32 protein-coding genes are annotated in these 24,539 nt (G+C 34.2%); 19 read left to right on the forward strand and 13 right to left on the reverse strand.

All coding sequences use genetic code 11. The features are described 5' to 3' along the window. The first annotated feature begins 39 nt into the window (after positions 1–39). The 3 genes from DBR39_RS07585 to DBR39_RS07595 all read left to right on the forward strand — a co-directional run bounded on the left by DBR39_RS07585 (position 40) and on the right by DBR39_RS07595 (position 2,306). Positions 40–927: a cyanophycinase gene (locus DBR39_RS07585; protein ID WP_103234845.1), complete on the forward strand. Its 888-nt coding sequence runs from the start codon at positions 40–42 to the stop codon at positions 925–927. A gap of 200 nt (positions 928–1,127) precedes the next feature. Then, a complete protein-coding gene (locus DBR39_RS07590; RefSeq protein WP_124531897.1) occupies positions 1,128–1,970 on the forward strand; it encodes an isoaspartyl peptidase/L-asparaginase in 843 nt (280 codons plus the stop codon). A gap of 99 nt (positions 1,971–2,069) precedes the next feature. After that, positions 2,070–2,306: a YtxH domain-containing protein gene (locus tag DBR39_RS07595; protein WP_124531899.1), complete on the forward strand. Its 237-nt coding sequence runs from the start codon at positions 2,070–2,072 to the stop codon at positions 2,304–2,306. A gap of 167 nt (positions 2,307–2,473) precedes the next feature. Here the strand turns inward: DBR39_RS07595 and DBR39_RS07600 are convergent, their stop codons facing one another. The 11 genes from DBR39_RS07600 to DBR39_RS07650 all read right to left on the reverse strand — a co-directional run bounded on the left by DBR39_RS07600 (position 2,474) and on the right by DBR39_RS07650 (position 11,022). Beyond that, positions 2,474–3,265 (reverse strand): class I SAM-dependent methyltransferase, encoded by a 792-nt coding sequence (locus DBR39_RS07600; protein ID WP_124531901.1) that lies wholly within the window; start codon positions 3,263–3,265, stop codon positions 2,474–2,476. 20 nt (positions 3,266–3,285) lie between these two features. Beyond that, the gene (locus DBR39_RS07605) at positions 3,286–4,023 is read right to left on the reverse strand and encodes a hypothetical protein (RefSeq protein ID WP_124531903.1); all 738 of its coding nucleotides are present in this window, start codon (positions 4,021–4,023) and stop codon (positions 3,286–3,288) included. A 27-nt stretch (positions 4,024–4,050) separates the two neighbouring features. Further along, entirely contained in the window at positions 4,051–4,578 is a 528-nt protein-coding gene (locus tag DBR39_RS07610) for a hypothetical protein (RefSeq protein WP_124531905.1), read from the reverse strand. A gap of 187 nt (positions 4,579–4,765) precedes the next feature. Then, the gene (locus DBR39_RS07615) at positions 4,766–5,305 is read right to left on the reverse strand and encodes a PH domain-containing protein (RefSeq protein WP_124532082.1); all 540 of its coding nucleotides are present in this window, start codon (positions 5,303–5,305) and stop codon (positions 4,766–4,768) included. A 64-nt stretch (positions 5,306–5,369) separates the two neighbouring features. Further along, complete coding sequence (locus DBR39_RS07620) at positions 5,370–6,017, reverse strand: GNAT family N-acetyltransferase (protein ID WP_124531907.1); 648 nt, start codon at positions 6,015–6,017, stop codon at positions 5,370–5,372. Between the two features lie 20 nt (positions 6,018–6,037). Then, positions 6,038–6,880: a PH domain-containing protein gene (locus DBR39_RS07625; protein WP_124531909.1), complete on the reverse strand. Its 843-nt coding sequence runs from the start codon at positions 6,878–6,880 to the stop codon at positions 6,038–6,040. Positions 6,881–6,891: 11 nt separating this feature from the next. Next, positions 6,892–7,755 carry an SHOCT domain-containing protein gene (locus tag DBR39_RS07630; RefSeq protein ID WP_124532084.1) on the reverse strand — a complete coding sequence of 288 codons (864 nt, stop codon included), beginning with the start codon at positions 7,753–7,755 and terminating at the stop codon, positions 6,892–6,894. A 189-nt stretch (positions 7,756–7,944) separates the two neighbouring features. Continuing rightward, positions 7,945–9,591 (reverse strand): histidine--tRNA ligase, encoded by a 1,647-nt coding sequence (gene hisS, locus DBR39_RS07635; RefSeq protein ID WP_124531911.1) that lies wholly within the window; start codon positions 9,589–9,591, stop codon positions 7,945–7,947. A gap of 121 nt (positions 9,592–9,712) precedes the next feature. Next, entirely contained in the window at positions 9,713–10,072 is a 360-nt protein-coding gene (locus DBR39_RS07640) for a hypothetical protein (protein ID WP_124531913.1), read from the reverse strand. 147 nt (positions 10,073–10,219) lie between these two features. Beyond that, positions 10,220–10,672 (reverse strand): HRDC domain-containing protein, encoded by a 453-nt coding sequence (locus DBR39_RS07645; RefSeq protein WP_124531915.1) that lies wholly within the window; start codon positions 10,670–10,672, stop codon positions 10,220–10,222. Between the two features lie 17 nt (positions 10,673–10,689). Continuing rightward, positions 10,690–11,022 (reverse strand): single-stranded DNA-binding protein, encoded by a 333-nt coding sequence (locus DBR39_RS07650; protein WP_076351611.1) that lies wholly within the window; start codon positions 11,020–11,022, stop codon positions 10,690–10,692. A gap of 348 nt (positions 11,023–11,370) precedes the next feature. Here DBR39_RS07650 and DBR39_RS07655 point away from each other — a divergent pair, with 348 nt between their 5' ends. The 15 genes from DBR39_RS07655 to DBR39_RS07725 all read left to right on the forward strand — a co-directional run bounded on the left by DBR39_RS07655 (position 11,371) and on the right by DBR39_RS07725 (position 22,646). After that, entirely contained in the window at positions 11,371–11,754 is a 384-nt protein-coding gene (locus DBR39_RS07655) for a helix-turn-helix transcriptional regulator (protein WP_124531917.1), read from the forward strand. Between the two features lie 189 nt (positions 11,755–11,943). Continuing rightward, positions 11,944–12,819, forward strand: coding sequence for an AraC family transcriptional regulator (locus tag DBR39_RS07660; protein ID WP_124531919.1), 876 nt, complete (start codon positions 11,944–11,946; stop codon positions 12,817–12,819). A 67-nt stretch (positions 12,820–12,886) separates the two neighbouring features. Beyond that, a complete protein-coding gene (locus tag DBR39_RS07665) occupies positions 12,887–14,053 on the forward strand; it encodes an iron-containing alcohol dehydrogenase (RefSeq protein ID WP_124531921.1) in 1,167 nt (388 codons plus the stop codon). 149 nt (positions 14,054–14,202) lie between these two features. Continuing rightward, positions 14,203–14,922, forward strand: a complete 720-nt coding sequence (locus DBR39_RS07670) for a polysaccharide lyase family 7 protein (RefSeq protein WP_124531923.1) — start codon at positions 14,203–14,205, stop codon at positions 14,920–14,922. 171 nt (positions 14,923–15,093) lie between these two features. Beyond that, the gene (locus DBR39_RS07675) at positions 15,094–15,696 is read left to right on the forward strand and encodes an HPP family protein (RefSeq protein WP_124531925.1); all 603 of its coding nucleotides are present in this window, start codon (positions 15,094–15,096) and stop codon (positions 15,694–15,696) included. Positions 15,697–15,699: 3 nt separating this feature from the next. Continuing rightward, complete coding sequence (locus DBR39_RS07680) at positions 15,700–16,044, forward strand: hypothetical protein (RefSeq protein ID WP_103233509.1); 345 nt, start codon at positions 15,700–15,702, stop codon at positions 16,042–16,044. 27 nt (positions 16,045–16,071) lie between these two features. Further along, positions 16,072–16,977 carry a TIGR01777 family oxidoreductase gene (locus DBR39_RS07685; RefSeq protein WP_124531927.1) on the forward strand — a complete coding sequence of 302 codons (906 nt, stop codon included), beginning with the start codon at positions 16,072–16,074 and terminating at the stop codon, positions 16,975–16,977. Between the two features lie 55 nt (positions 16,978–17,032). Continuing rightward, complete coding sequence (gene nudK / locus DBR39_RS07690) at positions 17,033–17,614, forward strand: GDP-mannose pyrophosphatase NudK (protein WP_124531929.1); 582 nt, start codon at positions 17,033–17,035, stop codon at positions 17,612–17,614. An 89-nt stretch (positions 17,615–17,703) separates the two neighbouring features. Further along, positions 17,704–18,078 carry a hypothetical protein gene (locus tag DBR39_RS07695; protein ID WP_124531931.1) on the forward strand — a complete coding sequence of 125 codons (375 nt, stop codon included), beginning with the start codon at positions 17,704–17,706 and terminating at the stop codon, positions 18,076–18,078. A gap of 78 nt (positions 18,079–18,156) precedes the next feature. Further along, on the forward strand, positions 18,157–18,615 hold the full coding sequence (locus tag DBR39_RS07700; RefSeq protein ID WP_124531933.1) for a DUF2750 domain-containing protein: 459 nt from the start codon (positions 18,157–18,159) through the stop codon (positions 18,613–18,615). Between the two features lie 26 nt (positions 18,616–18,641). After that, positions 18,642–19,319 (forward strand): DUF2306 domain-containing protein, encoded by a 678-nt coding sequence (locus DBR39_RS07705; RefSeq protein WP_124531935.1) that lies wholly within the window; start codon positions 18,642–18,644, stop codon positions 19,317–19,319. A 276-nt stretch (positions 19,320–19,595) separates the two neighbouring features. Continuing rightward, on the forward strand, positions 19,596–19,976 hold the full coding sequence (locus tag DBR39_RS07710; protein WP_124531937.1) for a VOC family protein: 381 nt from the start codon (positions 19,596–19,598) through the stop codon (positions 19,974–19,976). 211 nt (positions 19,977–20,187) lie between these two features. Then, the gene (locus DBR39_RS07715; protein WP_124531939.1) at positions 20,188–20,952 is read left to right on the forward strand and encodes a hypothetical protein; all 765 of its coding nucleotides are present in this window, start codon (positions 20,188–20,190) and stop codon (positions 20,950–20,952) included. A gap of 201 nt (positions 20,953–21,153) precedes the next feature. After that, entirely contained in the window at positions 21,154–22,056 is a 903-nt protein-coding gene (locus tag DBR39_RS07720; RefSeq protein ID WP_124531940.1) for a retropepsin-like aspartic protease, read from the forward strand. Between the two features lie 143 nt (positions 22,057–22,199). Next, positions 22,200–22,646: a KTSC domain-containing protein gene (locus tag DBR39_RS07725; protein WP_124531942.1), complete on the forward strand. Its 447-nt coding sequence runs from the start codon at positions 22,200–22,202 to the stop codon at positions 22,644–22,646. An 82-nt stretch (positions 22,647–22,728) separates the two neighbouring features. Here DBR39_RS07725 and DBR39_RS07730 read toward each other — a convergent pair whose 3' ends face one another. Then, entirely contained in the window at positions 22,729–23,505 is a 777-nt protein-coding gene (locus tag DBR39_RS07730; protein ID WP_124531944.1) for a GLPGLI family protein, read from the reverse strand. A gap of 54 nt (positions 23,506–23,559) precedes the next feature. After that, complete coding sequence (locus DBR39_RS07735; RefSeq protein ID WP_124531946.1) at positions 23,560–23,754, reverse strand: hypothetical protein; 195 nt, start codon at positions 23,752–23,754, stop codon at positions 23,560–23,562. 226 nt (positions 23,755–23,980) lie between these two features. Here DBR39_RS07735 and DBR39_RS07740 point away from each other — a divergent pair, with 226 nt between their 5' ends. After that, a complete protein-coding gene (locus tag DBR39_RS07740) occupies positions 23,981–24,478 on the forward strand; it encodes a hypothetical protein (protein ID WP_124531948.1) in 498 nt (165 codons plus the stop codon). The last annotated feature ends 61 nt before the right edge of the window (positions 24,479–24,539 follow it).

Genomic DNA, 24,539 nt, shown 5'->3' on the forward strand with positions numbered 1-24,539 from the left:
CGCGAAAGAATGTTAATTATTTTTTAATTTTGTACCATGATGAAACCTGTTGGAAAATTAATAGTTATTGGAGGAGCTGTAAACAAAGGAAGTTTTGCTGAAACCGATTATGATCAGAATATAGAAAAGAATCTTAACTTTTTTGAACGTGGGATCTTACGAAAGATCATCAACGAATCAAAAAATAAAGAAGATTCTGTCATTGAAATCGTTACCACCGCTTCTCAAATTCCCCAGATCGTAGGCTCTGAATATAAAAAAGCATTTGAATTCCTCGGTGCTAAAAATGTAAATGTCCTGGACATCCACAACCGTGAAGAGGCCAATTCTGATGCAATGGTGGCAAGAGCCAATGCTGCAGATGTAATGATGTTCACCGGAGGAGATCAGCTGAGACTGACTTCTATTCTGGGAGGGACGAGATTTCATGATACCATTTTATTAAAATATCAGGAACAGGATTTTATTTACTCAGGAACTTCTGCAGGTGCTGCGGCAGCTTCTGAAAATATGATCTACCAGGGAAGCAGCTCTGAAGCTCTTTTGAAAGGAGAAATCAAAACAACCCAGGGATTGGGTCTTATAGATAACGTAATTATCGATACGCATTTTGTACAGCGAGGCAGAATCGGGCGTCTTTTTCAGGCAGTAGTTAACAATCCTAGAACTTTGGGAATCGGGCTTGGAGAAGATACGGGACTTTTTATTCATAATGATGTAATGACTGCTGTAGGTTCAGGTCTTGTTATCTTAGTAGACGGAAGGTTTATTAAGGATACCAATCTTACCAATATTAACCTTGGAGAACCCATTTCTATTGATAATTTAACGGTACATGTGATGTCTATGAATGATCATTATGATCTTACCACAAAAACATTAACTATTGAGAACTCTCAGTTTAATCCGATACCACAGGATAAATAGTACGGGTTGCAGCGTTTTAAGATTTGGAGTGCGAGGTGCGTGTTTTGAAAATACCGTAAAGCTCGAAATCACGGAACACGAAACTCGGATTAATGCAGGATCTTAATAAAATTCTTATCTTTTATTCGTATTAATAACCGGGATTCGTATTATTGATTATTATAAATACGGAACTCCGGAACACGAAACCTATATCTACTATGAAAATCATTATCCACGGCGGTTTTTTCTCTGAAAGTGACCAAAGCCATGAAGTAAAAACTGCAAAGCAGGAATCTTTAAAAGAAATAGCACAAAAAGCTTTTGATTATCTTGAAACCCATTCCGCTTTCGATACGGTGGCTTATGCTGTTTCACTGTTGGAAGACAACCCATTGTACAATGCCGGAATAGGCTCTCAGATTCAAAGTGACGGCGTTATCCGCATGAGTGCTGCGATTATGAATGGAGACACTCAGAAGCTAAGCGGAGTGATCAATATTCAGGATGTAAAGAATCCTATTTTTGTTGCTAAAGATCTGATCAGTGAAGATGATAGAGTTTTAGGAGGGCAAGGCGCGAAAAATTATGCTAATGAACATGGTTTTGAAAATTTCTCCACGGAAATCCCTCAAAGAAGAAAAGAATATGAAGCTAAGCTTAAAAACGGCGGAAAAGGCACTGTTGGCTGTGTAGCAATAGATCATGACGGAAAACTTGCCGTTGCTACTTCTACGGGAGGGAAAGGTTTTGAAATTCCCGGAAGGATTTCAGATTCCGCCACAGTGGCAGGAAATTATGCCAACGCATTCTGTGCTGTAAGCTGTACTGGTGTAGGAGAAGATATTGTCAGCAATGCTACTGCCACAAAAATCGTAACAAGAGTTACAGACGGAATGAGTCTTGAGCAGGCTTTCAGCAAGACATTTGATGAACTTAAAACCATTGATGGATTTGCAGGTGCCATCGCTATTGATAAGGATGGAAATATACACCATCAGGATTCTTATCCTACTATGGTCTTTGCTAGTTTTGACGGCAAAAATTTCAAAGTCTTCTCTTAAATTTAACATTTTTTTATAATTGTATTTATTTTTTTGGCACGTATTTTACATTAATAGTAATAACAAATTTTAATATTAATACATAAAAAAATAGAAATCATGGGAAACAAAACAAAAGGATTATTAGCTTTACTAGGTTTAGGTGCATTAGCTTATTGGAAATATAAGAACTCAAGCCCTGAAGATCAACAAGCTGTTAAGGATAAACTTAACACAGCAAAAGATAATCTTAACAAATGGGGAAATGATCTTAAAAGCAAAGCCAATGATGTTGCTTCTCAGGTTCAGGATAAAGTGGACGAAGTAAAAACAAAGGCTGAAGATTCTCTAAGCTAACCAACAAAAAGCAGTTTTTTTTAACATTCATATATAGAAAAAGTCATCGTAATAGCACTACGATGACTTTTTAGTTTTATTAGACCAATAAGGTGAGGCGCCCATCTTAATTTTCCTAAAAACTTATCAAATCTTAATGGTTAAAATAAATACCTTATTTTAAATTTTTATTTTTTCTGTGCTGCCAATGCATACACAAGAGGCATTTTATTTCCGAACTGTGGAATTCTCCATTTTCCTTTTTCAACTTCTTCTACATGCTTGAAACATGCATAGGGTGACCAGTCGAACTCCTTAATAGTATTCAGTTGCAAATCTTTTTTAATCAGGTTGTCAAGAACTTCTGATAAAGAGTGATTCCACATTACATATTCCTGTACAATAGCTGCAGACTGATCTGCGTAGGTTCCTTCATATGTTTCTACAATCGGTTTTTCATTAAAATAGTTGTAGGTAACTTTTGTAAAGTCATCATCAAACATCCAAACGACAGGATGAAATTCTGCCATGATAAACTGCCCTCCGGGTTTTAGGAAATGACTGATAACGCCAGCCCATTTTTCAAGGTCTGGAAGCCAGCCTATTGTACCATAGCTTGTATACACGATATCAAATTCCTGATCCAGAACATTCAGCAGTTCATATACATCCGAACAGATAAATTCTGTATCAGTTCCACACTTTTGTGCAAGGTCTCTGGCTGTATCAACCGCCTTATCGGAAAGATCAATCCCGGTAACTTTTGCACCCATTCTTGACAGTGAAATAGAATCCTGCCCGAAATGGCACTGCAAATGCAGAATAGTCTTTCCTTTTATATCTCCCAGAAGTTCCAGTTCTATTGAATTCAGTGAGGTTCTTCCTTTTAAAAATTCATCTACAAAGTAGAAATCCGACTTCAAATGAGGTTCTACTTTAGCATTCCACGATTTTTTGTTTATTTCTAAGTAATTTTCCATGGTTTTAGTTTAAAATAGTTTTAGTTTCCCTGAATAATATAATTTTTTTCCACTAATTTTCTTTCAGGTTGATTAGAATCATCCGGTTGAAACCATACTTCAACCCTGCTTCCGTAATAATCGCCCCAATCTCCTTCTTTCACTGTAAAATCCTTTTCATCACTCGAAAACTCTTTCAGCTCATCATTGGGATTAAAGACATTTCTGATGGATTGTTTTTTAATTTCTTTTTCAGAAAGAATCCTGTTCGTATTGAAATCATACACTTTTAAATACACCTTCCCTTTTTCTATTTTATTCAGGAAAACATCATATTTATAAGATCCCGGCTGTAAGTAATCATAAATAAGTATATCGGGCCGGGTAACCTCAACCAGTTCTTTTTCATCTGAAAACAGTTTTAAAGGCATTGAAAACTTTGCATTCTTTGGATTCTTGATATCATTGTTGTAAGCTTTATAAGGGCTTTTGGGCGGACAAAAAGCAAATAAGCCACCAATGACAAAGAACATCATAAAGCTAAGAAGACATTGCCAAAGACCATTTTTAAATTCATCTTTTTTGAACATTCTCGAAATCCCCAGGACAAAACTTATAAAAGCGATCAAAAATGGTACAGCAGAGAAAAAATTCCATGTAAAACTACTGATTGGCAAAATAAGAATAAGCAGCCAACAGATAATTCCAACAAACAAGGCAATGAAAGAGGTAAAATACCACCTCCAGTTTAATGCTCTAAAAACTACTTCTTTTATCATAATTTGTTTTTTATTTTGTTTGAAAAACTATCTCATCCATCCCTGAACAATATAGTTTTTTATCATTAATTTTCTTTCAGGTTTATTTATATCATCGGGTTTAAACCACACTTCAATTCTAGCTCCATAAAACTGCCCCCAATCACCTTCAAAAATCGTAAATTCATCTTTTAACTCAAATTTTTTTAATTCATCTGTTTTATTTTCTACTTCTATCTGGCTTTCTTCTTTTATACTTCTCTCTGAAAGTTTTTGGTTTTTGGTGATTTCAAATATTTTAAGATATACTTTTCCTTTTTCAATCTTATTTAAAAACAGATCATATTTATAAATACCCGACTGAAAATAATCATAAAGAATAAAATCTTGTTGATTAGTATTTATTTTGTCTTTTGCATCATTAAGCTTTAATGGCTTTTCAAATTTAATATTATCTGGAATTTTTAATCCCTCCGCAAAGAAATCATAAGGATAAAACATCAAGGCAAAAGAGAAGTATCCATAGGTTAGTACGGCCAGTATTACTGTTGAAAGGATTTGCAGAATTCCTTTCAAATAATCTTTTTTGACAATCCTGATAATACCTAGAATAAAGGTAATCAGAAGAAAAATAAAAGGAAGAAAACAGCAGGTATAGAGTATGTATCTGTTAGGTATAGAAAGTCCCCAAAAACAGAGAAAAGCTATAAAGACACAGACTATAACTGAATTATTCCATCTTTCATTAAAAAATTTCCACATTTTATGGCAGTTTCTCCATTAATTTCTTCTTTTGCTCTAGAAATTCTTCTTCACTCAAAACTCCGCTTTCTTTTAACCTTCCTAATTGTTCCAGCTGGTCCAAAACACTGGGTTCAGATTTTTGCTGAATGTATTCTTCAGGACGGGACATGAAATCTCTTACCTTTTCACAAAAAAGCTCAGCATGATACTTTCCTACTCCATCAATTTCCACAATATCATCTGTAACCTGAATATCTATAGAAGCCAGCAATAATGCACTTTCATACTGTATTGAACTGATTTTGCTGTAAGAAAAGTCTTCTACTTTCAATCCATACATAAATTCCTTATCCACAAAGATCACTCTTCTGTCTGTAGCTACTAAAATGATATGATGATTGTTTATTTTATTTCTGCCCTCAACGAGATAGACAATTTTTTCCTCTTTTGAGATGATGTCCGGCAATTCACGGATCTCTTTTCTGGCAAATATGGTAGGGCTGATATCCAGCTTTTCAAGTTCTTCTCTTATTTCGTCAAGTCTTGATTTTTCACTCATAGCGTTAGTTTATGGTTGTAAATTACTATTTATTAGTAATAAAAGTTTTAATTCAATAAAAATATTAATTTTCTGAAGGGATCACGACAGAAGTATGCAGACAGTACATCTTCCAGCCTAAAGTTTCATACAATCGTTTTCCTTCTTCTGTTGCAACTAAAAGATTATTTGAAAATCCTTTTGACAAAGCTATCTTTTCAAGTTCTTTCAATAAAAAAGTAGCAAGCCCTTTCCTTTGATGATTTATTTCGGTAACAATCCTGTCGTAAACAGCAATATTATCTATCAAAGAGACACGGCCTATAGAAGCCTGTTCACCATTCTCTGCTACAATTCTGACCACAAAAGTTGTATTGTACTCAGAAAATTCTAAGTGATATCCTTCTGCAAGGCTGATTTCCGGGAAATTCATCGGCTGAAAACAGGTCATCATATATCCCTGTGGCTGCAGTTTCCATCTTTCAGGAATTTTTCCCATCAATTCATCAGGGGAAGTAGATACTTTCAGATAAATCCATGGGATATCAATTGAATGAGCAAGTTGAAAAAAATCGTCATTAAGCTCAGGAAATACAAAACGTTCTTTTTGTTTTTCATCTCCTACAATCACATGTAATCCGGATTTATATTGAACAGGAAAAGATACTTCTCTTGATAAACACCATCCCTTAAGCCAATTTTCTACTATTTCTGCCGATACTTTATCCTTCATGATTCAGTATTAAAAGTTTATTATAATTGCTCCAACAGTTTCTTTTTCTGTTCCGCAAATTCTGCATCGGTTAAGATTCCGTTTTCTCTCAGCTTTCCTAATTTTTCAAGCTGGTTGAGAATCTCTTCTGATGAAGCCCCTTTATTTACAGTATTATCAATCTGTTTTGGAGATTGTTCCTTAGGGCTATTATAAATAGTTTTTATTTTGTCGTAAAACTTCTCAGCATCATCTTTATCCATAAAACATTCAAACTCTACTACTCTTTCATCAAGATGCAATTTAATAATTGGGGACTTTGAATGTGACACAAAGCTTACAGCCTTAATGGTTTCGTTAGGATAATCGTTGATTTTTGCTGCTCCAAACATTGCCTTTGATACAGAAATCAATCTTATTGGGGTTGCTACCAATATTCCGGCTGCCAGGGTATTGACAAATTGGGCATCTGTAATGGCGATGATCTGTTCTTCTTCGGAGATCAGATAAGGAAGTTCTTTAATTTCTCCTTTGGTAAAGACGGAAAGGTTAGCATTCAGCACTTCCAGTTCGTTCTTTATTTTCTGATGCCTTCGTTTATAAACCTCTTTTGAGATATGACGAGAACCGGAATTGATGGCCGCAGGAAGATTCTGTTCTGTAACCGCTAATGCCTGAACTGCTTCAGTTTTGTCTGCGTTCAGCATTTCATGAATATCATCAATACTGAATTTGTTAAGATTATACAGCAATTCATCTTTGATATTGCTTACTTTATTTAGACATTTATTGCATAAAACATTGCCATCCGAGAGTTTATTAGCACCCAAAAGGGTATCCATGGATGTTAATTCCGTATTACACAATGCACAATTATTGCTCATTTCTTCTTCTTTTATAATTTATCAAGCAGTTTTCTCTTTTGTTCTGCAAACTCTTCATCTGTGAGAATTCCGCTTTCTCTCAGCTTTCCTAATTTTTCCAATTGTTCAAGAATATTTCCAGAATCTTCCTTATTCGTACTGTATACATTTTCCTGCACCAGATCCGGAATGGTTTGAGTAAATGCCTGAAACGGACTTGAGTTTTGTCTGAATTCATTTTCAGTATAAGTCATGCTTCTGCTTTGAACATTGGAAAATGCCCTTCCGTCATTTTTATTGTGTAACTTAAACTGTGCTGAACCTCTGTAAGTATTGATTTTAAGTATTGAATACAAAAGGTTTTCATCATGATCAATGGAAGCGACATCCTGAATAAGGAATTCATTCTTTGCAACTCCACCCAGAAATTTTTTATCAATAAAAGCAATTCTTTTCTGGGTTGAAAATATGATTCCTTCCCTGTTACTTTGAAGATCTATTCCTTCTGCAATAGCCAGCAATCTTTCGTCTCTATCCAGCACATTGGCCAGCTCATTCACTTCTTCGTTAGCCAGCACACTCAGTCTTGCGTTTAGTGCAACAATCTGATCTTTGATTTCATCCAGTCTGGTAGGTGCATCATATTCGTAATGGCTGTTAGTTGTAGATTGAAATCCTCCAGAATTCTGGCTGGCATCAATTTTACTTTTCAGAATCATTCCTGTAATTTCTGCAAAATAAAACTGATCCAGATTATTGATGAGGTCTCTATTAATATGAATGGCTTTAGTAAAGCAATCCGCACATAAGTAGCCACCATCAGCAAGTTTATTTTTACCTACGGATAGATCTGTTTCCGTAAGCAGTGTACCGCACAATGCACAAATAGTATTCATTTGGTTTTATGTTTAAAAGTTTTTATGAATATAGGACATCTTTTTGCCCTACTTTATAACATCGACTCCAAATTACAAATTCTGAACCGATTGTAAAGGTCAAAAGTATTTAAATCTTAGCATCCATCAAATAAATCAACCACAAAAATTGCTTTTGTGGTTGATTTATTTTTTAATATGTGTATCGTATTATTGCCCTAGGAATTCATCTAAAGAAACTGTTTTCTTTTCTCCAGCTTCAAGATCTTTAAAAGTAACGGTGTTGTTTTTAAGTTCTTCTTCACCCAGGAAAACCACTTTCTTTATTCCTTTCTTTTCTGCGTACGTAAATTGCTTATTGATTTTAGCATTTTCAGGATATAATTCAGCCGAAATTCCTTTTGCTCTTAGCTGTATGATCAGTTTCAAAGCTTCTGTTGTTTCTTCTCCTCCAGAATTAGCAAACAGATATTCTATTTTAGAAGATGCTTCTTCAGGGAAAAGATTCAATTCTTCCATGACCAGATAAATTCTGTCTAATCCGAATGAAATTCCTATTCCCGGAATGTTTTTCACTCCAAAAACCTCTGTAAGATTATCATATCTCCCTCCACCACCGATGGATCCCATAGCAACCTCATCTGCTTTCACTTCAAAGATGGCTCCTGTATAATAATCCAGTCCTCTTGCCAAGGTAATATTGAATACGAGGTTTTGCATATCCACACCAAGGTTCAGAGACTGTGTAAGAACATATTCAAGTTCTTCTACTCCTTTCAGACCGATTTCATTTCCTGCAAATTTTTCTTTCAGCTGAAGAAGATTTTCCAGTGCATCATCTGACTGACTGAATAGGAAATCCAGTTTATCAATAGATTCCTGAGCAATTTCTCTTTCCAGTAGTTCTTTTACAACTCCTTCTTTTCCGATCTTATCCAGTTTATCTAATGCTACCGTAAAGTCAATCAATTTATCTGTGATTCCTGCATATTCTGCCAATCCGGAAAGAATCTTTCTGTTGTTCATATGAATAGTTACCGGAACTTTCAGATCTGCAAAAGATTTCAGATACAACTGAACCAGCTCTACTTCCTGCAATAAACTCTCACTTCCTACAACATCTGCATCACATTGGTAAAACTCTCTGTATCTTCCCTTCTGAGGTCTGTCAGCTCTCCATACAGGCTGAATCTGAGAACGTTTGAATGGAAATGTCAGCTTTCCATGATTCATAGCCACGAATCTTGCAAAGGGTACTGTAAGATCATATCGAAGAGCTTTATCTGAAATTTCTTTTGTAATTGTTTGAGAATTAGCTCTTATGTTCAAAACGGTCTTACTAATAACTCTTGAAAAATCTCTAGCTGCTACATCCTTATCATCTATTAAATTGTCTAAATATTCATTTAGTTTATTTTTAACAAGAGGACCTAATCTATATACTGAATTTTCAACAAAGTTTTTTTCATTGTCATCCAAAACTTTGAATAAATTATCAGTAACGAAATAAAGTCTTAAAGACTCTACATAACTATCAACATCATTAACAACAATATTATTTTCAGCTATTTTATTAAAATAATTTATTAATAATTCCCTTACATTTTGATCATATTTCTCCAATTTCTCTTCAAGATTTGATTGAAAATCTCCCGAATTTAAAATCTTAAAGATCAAACGGTCACCTTCTTCTCCGTACTTTCCCGTCAATGTAGACAGATTTTCAAAGCTTGGTGTTTCCAATGGCTGAAACCCGAATAATTCAAAATTATTCTGTAAAATATTGATGATATATTTTCTTCTGGAAACTTCCTGTGCTGTAAAATCTCTCGTCCCTTTTGCTAAACTTGGCTTCATTTGTTGTATGTCATTTTGATAGATGCAAAAGTAAGGAATTGAAAGGAATTTTACACAGTATTATCAAGCTGAAGAAATAATCTTTAATCCTTTTGATAATATAGGCTGTTTGATTGTATGACTATTGAAGGATAGGTCCACAATCTTTTCCCAGAGTTCTCATTTTTTCATTTATTCCCATTTTTTCAGCCTGTTTCACAAGTTCTTTTGGAGGTGCCTGTCCGGATTTTACATTATTAAGCTTATAGAATATTTTAAGCTCTTCCAGCGTTAACTTTTCGCCCAATTCTTTTGTAAAACAATCCGCGAATTTTTCAGACTTTTCTTTAGAAGTACCGTCTTCAATCATCCCTTTAGTCATTTTGCTGCGCAATCCTTTTAGCATAGAAGCTTTGGTCTCTGTGTTTTTTGATTGTGCCATTGCTACCTGAGTGGCACCACTTAAAATAAGTATGCAAAATGCAAAAAATAGTTTTTTCATGGTTATTTTGTTTAGGAACTAAAAATAATATTATTTTTTGATAATAGGGGTTTATAAAATATTCTAAGTGAAATTTACATAATAGCCAAAGCTGAACAAACCATCTACTCCAGCTTTGGCTGTTGTGTTATCAATTATTCTGAAAAATCAAATGCTTTCAAGAATCTCAAGAATTTCTTCACCATAGTTTTCAATCTTATGTTTTCCAAATCCTTTGATCTCAAGCAATTCCTCTCTTCTAGCCGGTTTATACTTCGCTACAGACATGAGTTCTTTATTACTGGCAATGAAATAAATTGGAAGATTCTGTTCGCGGGCTTTTTCTGATCTCCAAAGTTTCAGGGCATCCAGTATTTTTTCTTCATCGGTATTCAAAAAGTCGTTTTCTGCAGAATACTTAACTGGTTTTGGTTCTTTTACCGTATTTTTTATCAGTTTTACATCTTCAAAATACAATATTACAGACCAATACCGTTCTTCGCTTACAAAAGCTGTTTCCACTTTTATAATCTCATGGGCTTCCAGAAAGCTATCCAGCATTCCCTGATCCTTGTAGAGAAATTCTTCAGGAAGCCTGATTTTAAAAATTTTTACTTTCATCATTTGTGTTTTTAGAATTATTTCCCTCCTAATAATAGGATCTCATCTACACGAATTTCTGTGATATACCGCTTCACCCCATCTTTATCATCATATGATCTGTAGGTAAGCTTTCCTTCGATAGCAATTTCTTTTCCTTTGGGAACATATTTTTCAAAAATTTCTGCTGTTTTCCCGAATGCAATAAGATTGTGCCATTGCGTTTCTTCTACTTTTTCTCCTTTAGCATTTGTGTAATGATCGCTGGTTGCTAAGGATACGCTTGCTTTTACATTTCCATTGTCGAAGTTTACCATTTCAACTTCTTTACCTGTGTAACCAATTAGTGTTACTTTGTTTCTTAGTGACATAACTTTTAGATTTTAAAGATTAGTAATTCAGATAAGAGACGTTCACTGTTTTTCTCAAATCTCTGTTGCAAAGATTGCGACGTTATCAAATCACAGTCGGTTGTAAACTATTTAAATCCGTTTGTAGTCGTTTGAAAACGGATAATAAAATAAAAAGAATTCTATATAAAACAGGATTTATAAGGATTATAGAGATTAATTTCCAATGTAAAATGAAAAAATTCAACGATAAAGAATCATCTCCTAAAATGTTTTTCTTAATTAAAAAACATTGAAAAATAGATGTATTACAAAGGATTTTTTCTACTTAATTTAATTTTTTTTTGCAAATTTGTAAAAATGTCTGATATGCAAAAAGAAAAACTACGTACAGTAAGAAAAAGTAAAGGTTACACTCAGCAGCAATTGGCTGATGTGATCCCGACTGACGTTTCCAATTATAGCAGAAAAGAAAGCGGCGCTGTATCAATAACACAGACAGAATGGACCAAGCTTGCTCATTTTTTAGATGTTCCTGTTGAGGAAATTTACGAAGAAGAGGATGCTAAGATTATTATTGAAAACCCTGTATTTAATGACAGCCCTGGATCTTCAGTAAATGCTAATAATAATGGTGACAATAGCAACGTTACAAATATCAGTAATGAATTAAGTATAGAAATCATTAAAAATCTGCAGGAATATATCAGTCTACTGAAAGAAGAAATCAATGAACTGAAAAATAAACAGTAAACGATTTTCTTCAACCTATATATAAATCAGAATAGATTATTTTCTATTCTGTTTTTTTTATTAGCCACGAATGCACGAATTCTTTTTATTCATGTATTTGTGGTTATTTTATTTTGATTTAAATTATTTTTGCATTCTGTTCCATATAAAGAATGCACCGTGTGTGTTTTAATATAAAGAAATGAGTTTATGAAGAAGCTAGAGATTAAAAAGAATATTCAGAAAGAAGAGGATAAGAGTCTTTCTTTTCGGGTTTTTGATTTGACTAATGAATATTTGAAAGATTATGATCAGCCTCACAAGAAAGACCATTTTTTCATTATCGTTATTGAAAAGGGGACATTACAACTTCATATTGAGGATAAAATTCATTTTTTAAAACCCGGAAAAATCTCTGTAATATTTCCGGAGCAGGTTCATTTTATTTCTGATACAAGCGATGATTTGAAAGGAAAAATCATTCTGTTTGAAGAAATACTGTTCTGTTCGGATATTTTGAAAAACGAACTGAGTACTTATAATGTCAATCTTTCTACACAACTTCATTGTACTGTTTTATCTTCAGAAGATTTCCAGCAGAGTTTATATTTGATATCCATCATTCAAGGAATTTATCAGCAGCCAAGTCTCATCAAAAAAGAGCAGGCAAGGTTTCAGATCAAAATTTTTCTGTTAGGTTTAATTGAGTCTGTTCATGGGTTACATCCTATTTTGCATAAAGAAACGGCAGACAAACCTATTTATGTCCGTTTTAAAAAATTATTGAATGAACATTATAAACAATACAGAACCGTTCAATACTATGCTGATGAACTGGCCATTACTCCCAAAAAACTAAACGCTATCACGAAGAAGCATTGTGGAGAAACGGCCATTCAGGCCATTCACAACCGAATTTTAATGGAGATTAAGCGACAATTGATGTTTTCTGATCTTTCTCATAAGGAAATTGCTTTTGACCTTGGTTTTAATTCTCCTTCTGCCCTCAACAAATTTGTAAAAGCAAAATTGAAGGAAACGCCTACTGCTCTTCAGCAGGAATTGGCGCAAATGTATAACACATAATCCTATTTGTATAACATCGTCCGTTTGGCCTTGTTTAATTTTGTCTCATTAAAATCAAACAAAAAAAATGAGCAAATTATTTATTGCAGGAGAAGTATTCCATGGTGCCGGAAGTCTTTCAGAATTAGCAAATATTAAAGGACAAAAAGCAGTCATTGTAACGGGAGGAAGCTCTATGAGAAAAAGCGGAACTCTTGATAAGGCGATTGCTTACCTTACAGAAGCAGGAATCCAAACTCAAATTTTCGAAGGTGTAGAGGAAGATCCATCATCAGCGACATGTCTGAAAGGAGCAGAAATGATCAAAACATTTGAGCCGGATTGGATTATCGGATTAGGAGGATGTTCTGCCATTGATGCCGCTAAAATCATGTGGGTATTTTATGAATATCCTGATGCTGATTTTGATGCGATGATTAAACCTTTCACGGTTCCGGTTTTAAGAAATAAAGCAAAGTTTATCGCTATTCCTTCTACAAGTGGAACAGGAACTGAAACAACAGGTCTTGCTGTAATTACAGACAGAGAAAAAGGGGTAAAATATCCAATTGTTTCTTATGAATTAACACCGGATATTGCTATTGTAGATGGGGAGATTTGTGCTTCAATGCCTGCCCACGTTACTTCAAATACAGGTCTTGATGCATTGACTCATTGTGTAGAGGCTTTTGCTTCCAATATTGATAATAATATTGCAGATGCACTTTCAAAAGGTGGACTTGAGATTGTTTTCAATAACTTAAAGGAAGCAGTAGAAAATCCAACCAATATTACAGCTCGTCAGAATATGCACGATGCTTCTTTTATGGCAGGTCTGGCATTCAATAATGCCTGGTTAGGAATTGTTCACTCATTATCTCACCAGGTTGGAGCTCTGTACGGAATTCCTCATGGCGCATCAAATGCTATTTTCCTTCCTAATGTTATCCGTTATAACGCCCAAGCTACAGAACGTTACCCTGATTTAGCCAGAGTAATAGGCAAAGAAACGGCTGAAGATCTTGCTCAGGCAATCGAGACGTTACGTTCAGAGGTTAACAATCAGTCAGCGATTAAAGAATTCGGAATTTCAAGAGAGGATTGGGATAAAAACATTGACTATATCACAGCCAATGCACTGGCAGATCCTTGTACAGGGTTCAATCCCAGAGTTCCTTCTTTAGATGAGTTAAAGGCTATTTATAATGCTTGTTATGAAGGCCTTGTGTATACTGAGGAATTGGTTTTAGCATAATCTTTAAATTTTAGCATTTAAAAACAGGAAGTCTGATTGGCTTCCTGTTTTTTTGTACAAGATATCAATAGAAATTAGCCCTTATTTGAAGCTATTATCAAAGAAATTATATACATTCGTATTATATATTTAACAGTAATAAATTTACTATGAAAAACATTTTTAAAATCATAGTACACTGCGGATTATTGTGTCCTATTCTTTTTCATGCACAAAAAACCACTTATACTACAGTTCCTACCACACAGTTTGATCTGAAAGGCTTTAATCTTCAGCTCCCGATTCAAAAAAACAATTCTATTACCATTATTAAGGGTTCGGAGCTTGCTCAATTTTCGTCAGAAAATTTCTATTATTCAACTGAGGATAAAAGTATTCGTTTTTTTTGTTCTTCAGATGGAAAAGCTACTCAGGGATCTCATTATCCAAGAACGGAATTACGCCAGATAGATGAATGGCATTTTGAAAACAGGCATAATTTGCAGGTTAAAATGGCTGTTCTAAAGCAGCCCGGCACCGGGAAAATCATTATTGGTCAGATCCATGGAAGCTCCAAGGGTACAGAAGCTGTAAAAATCTGGTGGAATAATGGGGAAATTCAGGCTGGATTTAAAAAAGAAGTTGTTGGTAAGGAGCAACGCACTACCCTATTGAAAAATATAGCTTTAGGACAGATCTTTGAGTATAGTATCCAGCAAAACAATTTGGATATTCAGGTCACTATTAATCAACAAACTACGACTTTTAATCTTGGAGAAAGCTGGAAATCTGAATCTGTATATTTTAAAGCTGGAAATTATCTTCAGGATAATAAAACTCCGTTAACATCTGGAACCGTGGCTATTTACCAAATTAAAGTTAGTCAATAATTTTTTTCATCAAGATTATTGTAAGGATTGTCTTCTTTATTTTTCAGATCATTATCATTGCCTTCTGACCTCTATCCATTTACAAACGGATAATTCTGTATCTTTGTTCTACTTTCGAAAAAAGCGAATGCATTTTGCAGAAAATCAATTATAAAAAATAAAGAAGACTAAATGAAGAAGACAATAAAAAGAACGTTCAGAGTTTCCAAATATGTGATCTATAAAGAAACGCTTGTAGATTACAAAGAACATTTCTGGTCATTTCTGGGTGCATTTTTTGGGATTGGGCTCATCGCATTTATCCAATCTCATTCATTAATGGAAACGGAGAATATATTTCTGATTGGTTCTTTTGGAGCTTCAAGCGTTCTTATCTATGGAGCCATTCAGAGCCCGCTGGCACAACCCAGAAATCTTATAGGCGGACATGTTCTGTCAGCATTAGTGGGGGTTACAGTCTATAAATTCATCCCAGATATCATCTGGCTTTCGGCTCCTTTGGCAGTGGCTTTTTCTATTGTACTGATGCAGTATACAAAAACCCTGCACCCGCCAGGTGGTGCTACCGCTCTGATTGCGGTAAGTTCTACGGGAAAAATTCCGGAATTAGGATATTGGTATGTCATCTCTCCTGTTCTTTCAGGATGTATTATTCTTCTCATCGTAGCACTATTTTTTAATAATATTACGCCCAACAGAAGCTATCCTACTCACAGCATGTTTAAAAAGCTGCTGAAGAAAAGACATACACATGCTCACAAAATAAAAAAATAAATAATGAATTGTCTGGAATGTGGCGAGAAAATAATCGGAAGGTCAGATAAAAAATTCTGCAACGACGCCTGCCGGAATGCCTACAACAATAAGCAGAATAAAGATTCTAGCAACCTGATGCGGAATGTGAACAACAAACTCCGCAAAAACTACCGTATCCTTATGGAAATCAATACCGATGGCAAAACAAAAGTTACGAGAGCCAGACTGGATGGCTTAGGTTTTGATTTTGACTATTTCACCAACCTGAAAGTTTATAAAAACGGTTCTGAATACAAGTTTATTTATGATTACGGCTATAAACTTCTGGAAGAAGACTTTGTGCTGATTGTAAAAAACCAGGCATAAAACCTTACACACCTTAAATAGAATATTATGAAAGAAGTTGTTCTGATCACCGGAGCCAGCGGTATGATTGCCAAAGAACTGGCAAAAAAAATAGGCAAGGAATACGGACTCAGGTTTCTGACCCGAAAAAAGAAGCATGATTATGACTATGAATGGGACATCAGAAAAGGAAGTATGGATGAGTCTGCCTTAGATCATGTTTCTCATATCATCCATCTTGCGGGTGCCAATATATCAGAAAAGCGCTGGACAACGGAAAGAAAAAAAGAACTGATCTCCAGCAGAGTTGATTCAGCGGAGTTACTCAGAACTACTTTAAAGAAAAAAAATATAAAGCTCAAATCTTTTATTTCAGCTTCAGGAATCAATTTTTACGGTACAGAAACTTCAGAAAAAATTTATACTGAAACCGATCCGCGGGGCAATGATTTTTTAAGTGAGGTCGTCGTTCTATGGGAAAAAGCAGCTGATGAATTTAAGGAACAAAATCTGGCTGAAAGAGTTGTCAAAATAAGGACTGCTGTCGTACTTTCTGAGAAAGATGGCGCTTTAAAAAAAATGATTCCTCCTATTCAATATTATATCGGCTCACCCTTAGGAAGCGGTAAACAATATATGCCATGGATTCATATCGAGGACATCTGTTCTATCTATGAATTTGCTTTAAAAAATCCAGCAGCAGAAGGCGCTTATAATGCGGTTTCGCCACAGCATGCCACCAATCGGTATCTGACAGAAAAAATCGCAAAAGTGCTTGAAAAGCCTTTATTTATGCCCAATGTCCCGGGTTTTGTTTTAAAACTGATATTTGGAGAGCTGGCTACCGCTATATTGGAAGGTTCACGAGCTTCCTCAAAGAAAATTCAGGATGCAGGCTTTCATTTTCAATTTCCGGATCTTACTGAGGCTTTAAAAGATTTATTAAAGAAGTAACTGCACAATAGAAAACCGTATTCAATTAAAAAAATTTTACCCCTATTTATTCCTAATGAAAAATCCTAATATAACCCTATTAAACACAGAAATTCTTTCAGACAACTGGTATACTTTAAATAAAGTGACCTATTCCGTTTCAAGAAAAGACGGAACCACAGAAACCCAGAGCAGAGAAGCGTATGACCGCGGAAATGGGGCTGTTATTCTTCTTTACAACAAAACTTCCAACACGGTGATCTTAACCAGACAATTCCGACTGCCTACTTACATCAACGGAAACTCTACGGGAATGCTTATTGAAGCCTGTGCAGGACTTTTGGACAATGATAATCCGGAAGACTGCATAAAAAGAGAAACAGAAGAAGAGACAGGTTATAAAATCTCCAAAGTTGAAAAGATATTTGAGGCCTATATGTCACCCGGATCTGTGACAGAAATACTCTATTTCTTTATTGCAGAATATTCTCATGAAATGAAAATTAATGATGGTGGCGGATTGGAAGAAGAAGGAGAAAATATAGAAGTTCTGGAATTACCTTTTGAGCAAAGCCTTAGCATGATCGACACCGGAGAGATCAAGGATGCTAAAACAATTATGCTTTTGCAGCATTTACGCATCAAAGGGATATTGTAGGAATGAGATATCAATATTGATTGATACTTGAAAACTGCATATTTAAATAAATTTATTAACTTATAACTCTTATTTTAAACTATTAACATATGATTGAACATGTGAAGCTTGCCATTAACCCCAAATTTCAGGATTGGGTTCTTTTTGAAAATGGCACTTATATTATTTTTGATGACATCAGTACTATCGAAAATGTAAAAGAGGAAGCATTACAATTAATGAAAGAATTCGGCCCGGTTTCTGCCGGAGGTCCTGCCGGTGATTTCAATGTAATTCATTTAACCCTTACTGAAGGATGGTTGGTGTCCGGGCATGGATATGGTATGTATACGTATGTACATTCTTCCGAACTGGACAATGAATCCCCAAATGATCTTGAAATAGGACTTTACGGTAGATCTAAAAGAGATTCAGATGGTCAAAATCCCCAAATTATTCATATCAACAGCAGTGAAATTTCATAGAATATAATATAAGACTTACCATTCAACAGTACAACAGCCAGTTAATCATTCATAACTAATCATTTATAATTAAAAATAATGCTTCAAGACCATGTTACGGTTCAGAACCGCCATAAAGACTTTATCAAAAAAATCAGTGAGACAGAAATAGTGTATGCCTTAAAGGATGAAAAAGGATATGCTACCTCCTACTCCAGCGAAATAGAGTATGAAGACGGTGACCCCGTACAGATCATTTGTTTCTGGTCAGATGCTGCAAGAGCAAAATCATGTATAGAAAATGAGTGGAATCAGTATGAGGCTTCTTCTATTCCTCTGAACGAATTCCTGGAAAACTGGTGCTTAGGAATGAATAGTGACGGGCTTATCGTCGGAACCAATTTTGACAATAATCTGTTTGGCTATGAGGCAGAGCCTTTAGAACTGATCCTTGATATTATTACAGAACTGAGAAGCACAGGGAAAACTGTGGAACTGAGAAAATTTGAGAATATGGAAGATCTTGAAAATCAGATCAGGGAAGTTTTGAAAGATTAGATATTCAATACTTTTAATCAGAAAAGATGAAGTCTTCGGGAATAAAAATCATTAAAGCAACCGGTTTATTTTCAATTCTTATTTTCAGTATTCTAATGCTGAAAACTATTTCGCAATACACCTCTCTTGACAAAAATATTGGATTTCTGGCTTTTAAGCAGCAGGTAGTAGGCAATCCGTACTGGATGGCCTTTTTCTACATTCATATCTTTTCAATCACACTTTGTCTTTTGGCTGGTCTGACCCAGTTTTCGAATCGATTTTTGGTTGAAAACAGAAAACTTCATAGAATCATTGGTAAAATATATGTTTACAACATTCTTATCATCAATGTTCCTGCATGTTTTGTCCTGGGAATTTTTTCAAACGGAGGACTTATCGGAATTACAGGATTTCTGATACAGGACATCCTTTGGGCTTTTTTCACCGTTGCTGCTGTACTTTCTATTAAAAAACAAAATGTCAGCAGGCATAGAACTTATATGATTCTAAGCTATGCAGTAACTACCACAGCCATTACTTTCAGAATCGTTAAAAATCTGTTTTATAATGAAGAACATCATGATTACCAGCTTTTTTATGGTTTGAATGTCTGGGCAGCCTTTTTTATAAACCTTTTCATTGCTTATTTAATTCTCAGAAAAAGTGCAGTCTTACCTGGAAAAATCAACAGTGGAAAAGAAAATATAGAGACTGAGAAATGATACCAGAAAAAATGATCCGATAAATAGTAAGGTGTTAAAAAGCACTTCATATCTATTATTCCGGGTCCATCTACTGAAAAAACGCATCATCAGATAAGCGATCCCTCCAAAAACAGCGATAATGAATAAAAGAAAAAAATAATATATCATGGTTTTGTGTTAATTCGTGTAAATCTATTATTTTAAATCCAAAAAAACAATCAATAATAACAATAGCAGACTTATAAATAACCTTACTTTTGATCAATATTTATGAATAAAAACAAAAGGTAAATTATGGACATAAAGAATCTGGACCATCTTGTATTAACAGTGGCCAACATTGATAAAACCATTGAATTTTATACTAAAATCATGGGATTTGAAGGGGTTACTTTTGGAGACAACAGAAAAGCTCTGATTTTCGGAAATCAAAAAATCAATCTGCATCAGAAAGGACATGAATTTGAACCCAAAGCAGAAAGTCCGACCTGTGGTTCTGCGGATCTTTGTTTCATTGCTCAGACCAATATTGAGGATGTAATGGAGGAACTCAAGCAAAAAAATGTGGATATTATTGAAGGAATTGTAGACAGAACCGGAGCTGTAGGAAAAATAAAATCAGTTTATTTCCGCGATCCGGATCAGAATCTCATTGAGGTAAGTAACTATTACTAAGTAAAAAACGACCTTGATCTCCGTTTTATTCACCCATTTTTTAGGATTCCATTTTCTTCAATTTGCACAATTTTAGAATAATGGTACAAAATCTATATAAAATTTGCAAAATCAATTGAAAAAATCTATTTAATCCTTTAGATTTCGAATTTAAAGCCTTAATTTTGCATAGAAATTCAGAAAATCAGGATTCTTTCAACAAGTTATGTGCATGAAAAAAATGATGATTGGGCTTGCTTTGGCCTTATCCATTACTATATGGGGGCAAAAAACTCCTGCTAAAGCAAACAATCTGACTCCTTACAGCTATCAGACTTTTAATTGTGACAATCAAGGGTATTTTGACTCGGCTAAATATAAAAAAGAAGAAATAGACGGAGTCAATAAGCTTTTATATCAATTCAATGGGGTTGTATTTGATACCCGACCTGTTTTTAAACTTTCCCAGCTTGAAGAAATCCGTCAAAACAGAGAAACTTATTTACAGGATCTTGAAAAGCAATATGAGGAAAAGAAAAAGGAATTGTACAGCCTTAAAATAATTGATCTTCCAAGATGGAAAAAGCTTCAGCAAGAAGTTATGGAATCATTTGAAAACGAATATCAACTGAATAAAGAAGAAATTATCGCATATTCTGATCCTTTCACCCTTAAAAACAGTAAATATTATAATACCTGCAGAGAGCAGATTGACGCTATATCGTCTCCTGACAGAGAAAAGATGTTTGCTGCCTGGAAAAACTATATTGAGCTTAAAAGCAAAAATAATTCTGATCCACAGGGGGTAATGTCAAGATTCAATACCAAGATGAGCGACCCGCAAAAGGAAGATTATGCTTTGATCGATATGATAGGTCTGGGTTTTCACAACTGTGCCAACAGCAGCTTCAGACAAAAACGTAATGATGAAGAAACATCTTATAAGGATTTTGACAAGATTTTTACAAAACTGAAGAGAACTTGCGATGAGCCGTAGGGTTGATTAAAAGATTGAAAGATTTAATTATTAAAAATATAATGACAGTATCCGAATTGGGTACTGTTTTTTTATGAGAATAAGTGGTGGGATAATAGAATTGAGAACAGTTAAGGAACGGTTAAAGGAGGGTTAATGGTCTGTTATTTCTTTGGGAAAGCGATAATTCCATTTATTTTCGTCCATCTAACAACCATTTACATGAAACTCATTGTTATTTTCCTGACATCGCTATTTTGTACCGCAATATCTGCTCAAAAATCACCAACTGTCATTCCTTTTACGCTGGAAAATAATTCCATTTATGTGTATTGTAAAGTGAATAAAACCGACAGCATTAAGTTCCTGTTTGATACGGGTGCTGACGGTTCTGTTATTAATATCAACTCAAAGAAAAAAGTACCGCTGAAAATTGATGGAAAATCTGAAAACAAAGGATCAAACGGTGTAAATATCGTGGAATACAGCAGCCACAATACTGTACAGTTTGGAAATATCCAGAAAAACGATATCCAGTTTACTCTTATCCCCTATGATTCTGCCAATTTTGACGGGGTTTTCGGAACAGATCTGATGAAGGGAAAAATCATTGAAGTTGATTATCATAAAAACGAAATCCGGTTTTACGAAGAAAGTAATTTTTCCGTTGACCTGACAGGATATGAGAAAATGAAACTTCATATGGTGGATAACTACCCTTCTGTAGAAAGCAGTATTATCGTGAATGGCAAAGAATATTCCGGGCTCTTCGGGCTCGACAGCGGTGCGGATGATGCGCTTACTATAGCTTCTCCTTTTGCAAAAAACAATGCTTTGTCCAAAACCATGAAAACTATAGGAAAAGCTACAGCTCAGGGTTCAGATGGCTCTGTGTATGAAATGCCTGTTGTCCTTTGTCCCGCTATAAAATTCGCACAAAAATATCTTTACAATCTGCCGATTACTCTTTCCGGCTCCACAGAAGGAATTGATTCTACAGAAAAAATGGCGGGATTTTTTGGAAATCAGTTTTTAAAAAGATTCAATACTGTAATTGATTTTAAGAACGGTTTTATTTATTTTAAATTGAATAAAAACCTGTATTCGGAGTTTAACTCATTGTAAAAGTTAATTGTACAAATTTCATACGTTTATAATCATAATCATATTCTCACCTTATAACGTGCTAAATAAATTAATAATGAATAAGTTATGGTTTATCAAATTAAAATCCTTAATTTTGCACCCCGAAAATAAGGATTAGAGATATGAAAAAAATTGGTGAGCACAGAACACTTCTTGGGGTAGATAAAAATGTTACTTTAAGAGAATTGAAAACAATTTACAGAAATGTGATGAAAGATACACATCCTGATAAATTCATAAATGATGAAGCTGGAAAACTTGAAGCTGAGGAAAAAAGCAAGTCTGTAATTGAAGCCTACCATTTTTTGGTGAGCATTAATACCGAAACACAGGAAAAATATAAAGAAGAATACACAGAAACGACTACAAAATCTAACATTCAGGATTTTTATCTTGAAAAATCGATTTTGACTGTTCAGCATTTGAATGGAAACATGTATGAGTATATTGGAGTTCCAAGAAATACCTACATCAAAATGGTTAACGCTGATTCACCAAGCCGTTTTGCAAGAAGACATATCTACGGAAATTTCGTGTATAGAAAGTCCGGAGAAGCAATGGCAGACTAATTTTTTTTATTACAATATATAAGAGCTTTCAGTGTATTCTGGAAGCTTTTTTTATAAAAGAAACATCTTAAAAAAGGTGTTTTCAGTATATACTTAATTCGATAGGATTATATTGTTTTGCTCTTTCAGAAGATTTTTTCCTTAACATATTCAACGTTTCTTTATCCTCAATAACTTCGTTAAACTGATTTTGATCTCCTATTTCCTTACGCTGGTAATCAAATATTTTGGATTTCTCTACAAGTTTGGCATCCGTATTCATATTTGCAGATTTACATACATACTTTCTTTTCCCAAACTTATATAAGGTGTAATGATACTCATTATCATCATCATATACCTCTACAATTAATCCAGGTAATTTGTTGAATTTATACGGACCAAATGGAAAAGGAATATCTTTAGCAAACCAGGCTATCCAGGTTCTACCATATTTTTTTGATGTTGCTTTTTGAACTTTATACTTTCCAATCGTCTTATATTCGTTTACTAATTTCCAATCTATATCATTGGTTTCTTCATATTTGAAATTTTTATTTGAAATAGGAGCTGTAACATAGATTTTCCCATTGGTTGTACCAATATTTTCACGAAAAGGAGTAAAGTATTTGCCATTACTACTATTTTCATCCAGCCTCTTTTCGTATCGTAAAGAATCTCCGACATATTTATTCATATTTTTGAAGTAAGATTCTTTTTCATTTATTAATAATGCAAATGCAGCCTCTTCAAGCTTTGCATTTTGAATATTAAGCATTTTATACTGTAATTTATAATCTGCTTCATAAATAACATTGAAACTTATTTGAGAAATCAATTTTACAGACAACAGGACAAAAAATATAATAAGTTTTTTCATAATTTAAAAGGGAAAGAATCCACAAATTAATTATGGATTTTTGCTTGCTAATAATTAATGAGTATATAAAATTACATTAGCATACGTCCCACAAACAGCTAAGTTAATTGATTCGCAAATATTTTCAATATGCGCCAAAGAGCCTGTTGCTCCATTTACCATTACAACCTGTCCACAAGAAGTTCTGAAAGGAAATGCACTTACTACACCTGCTATTAATAATGCACTTAATAAAATTGTTTTTTTCATAATTGTTTTTTAAAATAGTTGATAATTAATTTTAAATTTGAATCAAAAATATCAAATAATTCAAACCAATGGAGAATTATTTTATTATGTTAAACAACTGAAAATCTAGTATTTACTTGAATTAAAAACATATTCAATAAAAATTATTAAATACTCGAATGTTTATAAAATATAATTCGTAAAAAGATTTTATTACCCGAATAAATTATTATTAAAAAAAATACAAATGACAGAATACACCTACGAGGAATTAGTAAAAATTATGTCTTCGAATGCTGAGAAAATAAATTCCAACATTCAAAGAGAAGAGAAAATCGCAATAGAGATTGAGCAAGCTATAACACAGCTTGAGTATAAAATTACAGAGCTTAAAACGATGCGCATAGAGCCTGATTTAAGCCACTTAAATTCTTTTTACAAAATAAAGACTGAAGAAAACATAAAGCGTCTTAATTCGCGGTTACAGGTTCCACGCTTAAGTTTATATGTATGGATCTCTTCTTTCGCAATGCTTATCATCAGCTTTGGTGTCTTCTTTTTTGTCTACTCCAAAACCGCAGAGGCAAAAGCAGAAACTCAAAAAGAATATAAGGAACAAATTCTGAAAGACAATATGATCATCTCCAAAGAAAAGGCAGAACTTTTAAAGGATATGGATCTCTGGTTCAAAAGTGATCCACAATCAACCCAGAAATTTATCCATTGGCGGCACAATCAGAAGTAAGCAATCCAATTGATAAAAACATAGATATAAAAAAGCGCCTCAGAAAATCTGAGGCGCTTTC

It is taken from the genome of Chryseobacterium sp. KBW03 (assembly GCF_003852415.1).
Classification (GTDB): Bacteria; Bacteroidota; Bacteroidia; order Flavobacteriales; family Weeksellaceae; genus Chryseobacterium; species Chryseobacterium viscerum.

Coding starts and splice junctions, on each gene's coding strand:
- DBR39_RS07585 (WP_103234845.1), top strand. CDS start 40: ATGAAACCTGTTGGAAAATTAATAGTTATTGGAGGAGCTGTAAACAAA.
- DBR39_RS07590 (WP_124531897.1), top strand. CDS start 1,128: ATGAAAATCATTATCCACGGCGGTTTTTTCTCTGAAAGTGACCAAAGC.
- DBR39_RS07595 (WP_124531899.1), top strand. CDS start 2,070: ATGGGAAACAAAACAAAAGGATTATTAGCTTTACTAGGTTTAGGTGCA.
- DBR39_RS07600 (WP_124531901.1), bottom strand. CDS start 3,265: ATGGAAAATTACTTAGAAATAAACAAAAAATCGTGGAATGCTAAAGTA.
- DBR39_RS07605 (WP_124531903.1), bottom strand. CDS start 4,023: ATGATAAAAGAAGTAGTTTTTAGAGCATTAAACTGGAGGTGGTATTTT.
- DBR39_RS07615 (WP_124532082.1), bottom strand. CDS start 5,305: ATGAGTGAAAAATCAAGACTTGACGAAATAAGAGAAGAACTTGAAAAG.
- DBR39_RS07620 (WP_124531907.1), bottom strand. CDS start 6,017: ATGAAGGATAAAGTATCGGCAGAAATAGTAGAAAATTGGCTTAAGGGA.
- DBR39_RS07625 (WP_124531909.1), bottom strand. CDS start 6,880: ATGAGCAATAATTGTGCATTGTGTAATACGGAATTAACATCCATGGAT.
- DBR39_RS07630 (WP_124532084.1), bottom strand. CDS start 7,755: ATGAATACTATTTGTGCATTGTGCGGTACACTGCTTACGGAAACAGAT.
- hisS (WP_124531911.1), bottom strand. CDS start 9,591: ATGAAGCCAAGTTTAGCAAAAGGGACGAGAGATTTTACAGCACAGGAA.
- DBR39_RS07640 (WP_124531913.1), bottom strand. CDS start 10,072: ATGAAAAAACTATTTTTTGCATTTTGCATACTTATTTTAAGTGGTGCC.
- DBR39_RS07645 (WP_124531915.1), bottom strand. CDS start 10,672: ATGAAAGTAAAAATTTTTAAAATCAGGCTTCCTGAAGAATTTCTCTAC.
- DBR39_RS07650 (WP_076351611.1), bottom strand. CDS start 11,022: ATGTCACTAAGAAACAAAGTAACACTAATTGGTTACACAGGTAAAGAA.
- DBR39_RS07655 (WP_124531917.1), top strand. CDS start 11,371: ATGCAAAAAGAAAAACTACGTACAGTAAGAAAAAGTAAAGGTTACACT.
- DBR39_RS07660 (WP_124531919.1), top strand. CDS start 11,944: ATGAAGAAGCTAGAGATTAAAAAGAATATTCAGAAAGAAGAGGATAAG.
- DBR39_RS07665 (WP_124531921.1), top strand. CDS start 12,887: ATGAGCAAATTATTTATTGCAGGAGAAGTATTCCATGGTGCCGGAAGT.
- DBR39_RS07670 (WP_124531923.1), top strand. CDS start 14,203: ATGAAAAACATTTTTAAAATCATAGTACACTGCGGATTATTGTGTCCT.
- DBR39_RS07675 (WP_124531925.1), top strand. CDS start 15,094: ATGAAGAAGACAATAAAAAGAACGTTCAGAGTTTCCAAATATGTGATC.
- DBR39_RS07680 (WP_103233509.1), top strand. CDS start 15,700: ATGAATTGTCTGGAATGTGGCGAGAAAATAATCGGAAGGTCAGATAAA.
- DBR39_RS07685 (WP_124531927.1), top strand. CDS start 16,072: ATGAAAGAAGTTGTTCTGATCACCGGAGCCAGCGGTATGATTGCCAAA.
- nudK (WP_124531929.1), top strand. CDS start 17,033: ATGAAAAATCCTAATATAACCCTATTAAACACAGAAATTCTTTCAGAC.
- DBR39_RS07695 (WP_124531931.1), top strand. CDS start 17,704: ATGATTGAACATGTGAAGCTTGCCATTAACCCCAAATTTCAGGATTGG.
- DBR39_RS07700 (WP_124531933.1), top strand. CDS start 18,157: ATGCTTCAAGACCATGTTACGGTTCAGAACCGCCATAAAGACTTTATC.
- DBR39_RS07705 (WP_124531935.1), top strand. CDS start 18,642: ATGAAGTCTTCGGGAATAAAAATCATTAAAGCAACCGGTTTATTTTCA.
- DBR39_RS07710 (WP_124531937.1), top strand. CDS start 19,596: ATGGACATAAAGAATCTGGACCATCTTGTATTAACAGTGGCCAACATT.
- DBR39_RS07715 (WP_124531939.1), top strand. CDS start 20,188: ATGAAAAAAATGATGATTGGGCTTGCTTTGGCCTTATCCATTACTATA.
- DBR39_RS07720 (WP_124531940.1), top strand. CDS start 21,154: ATGAAACTCATTGTTATTTTCCTGACATCGCTATTTTGTACCGCAATA.
- DBR39_RS07725 (WP_124531942.1), top strand. CDS start 22,200: ATGAAAAAAATTGGTGAGCACAGAACACTTCTTGGGGTAGATAAAAAT.
- DBR39_RS07730 (WP_124531944.1), bottom strand. CDS start 23,505: ATGAAAAAACTTATTATATTTTTTGTCCTGTTGTCTGTAAAATTGATT.
- DBR39_RS07735 (WP_124531946.1), bottom strand. CDS start 23,754: ATGAAAAAAACAATTTTATTAAGTGCATTATTAATAGCAGGTGTAGTA.
- DBR39_RS07740 (WP_124531948.1), top strand. CDS start 23,981: ATGACAGAATACACCTACGAGGAATTAGTAAAAATTATGTCTTCGAAT.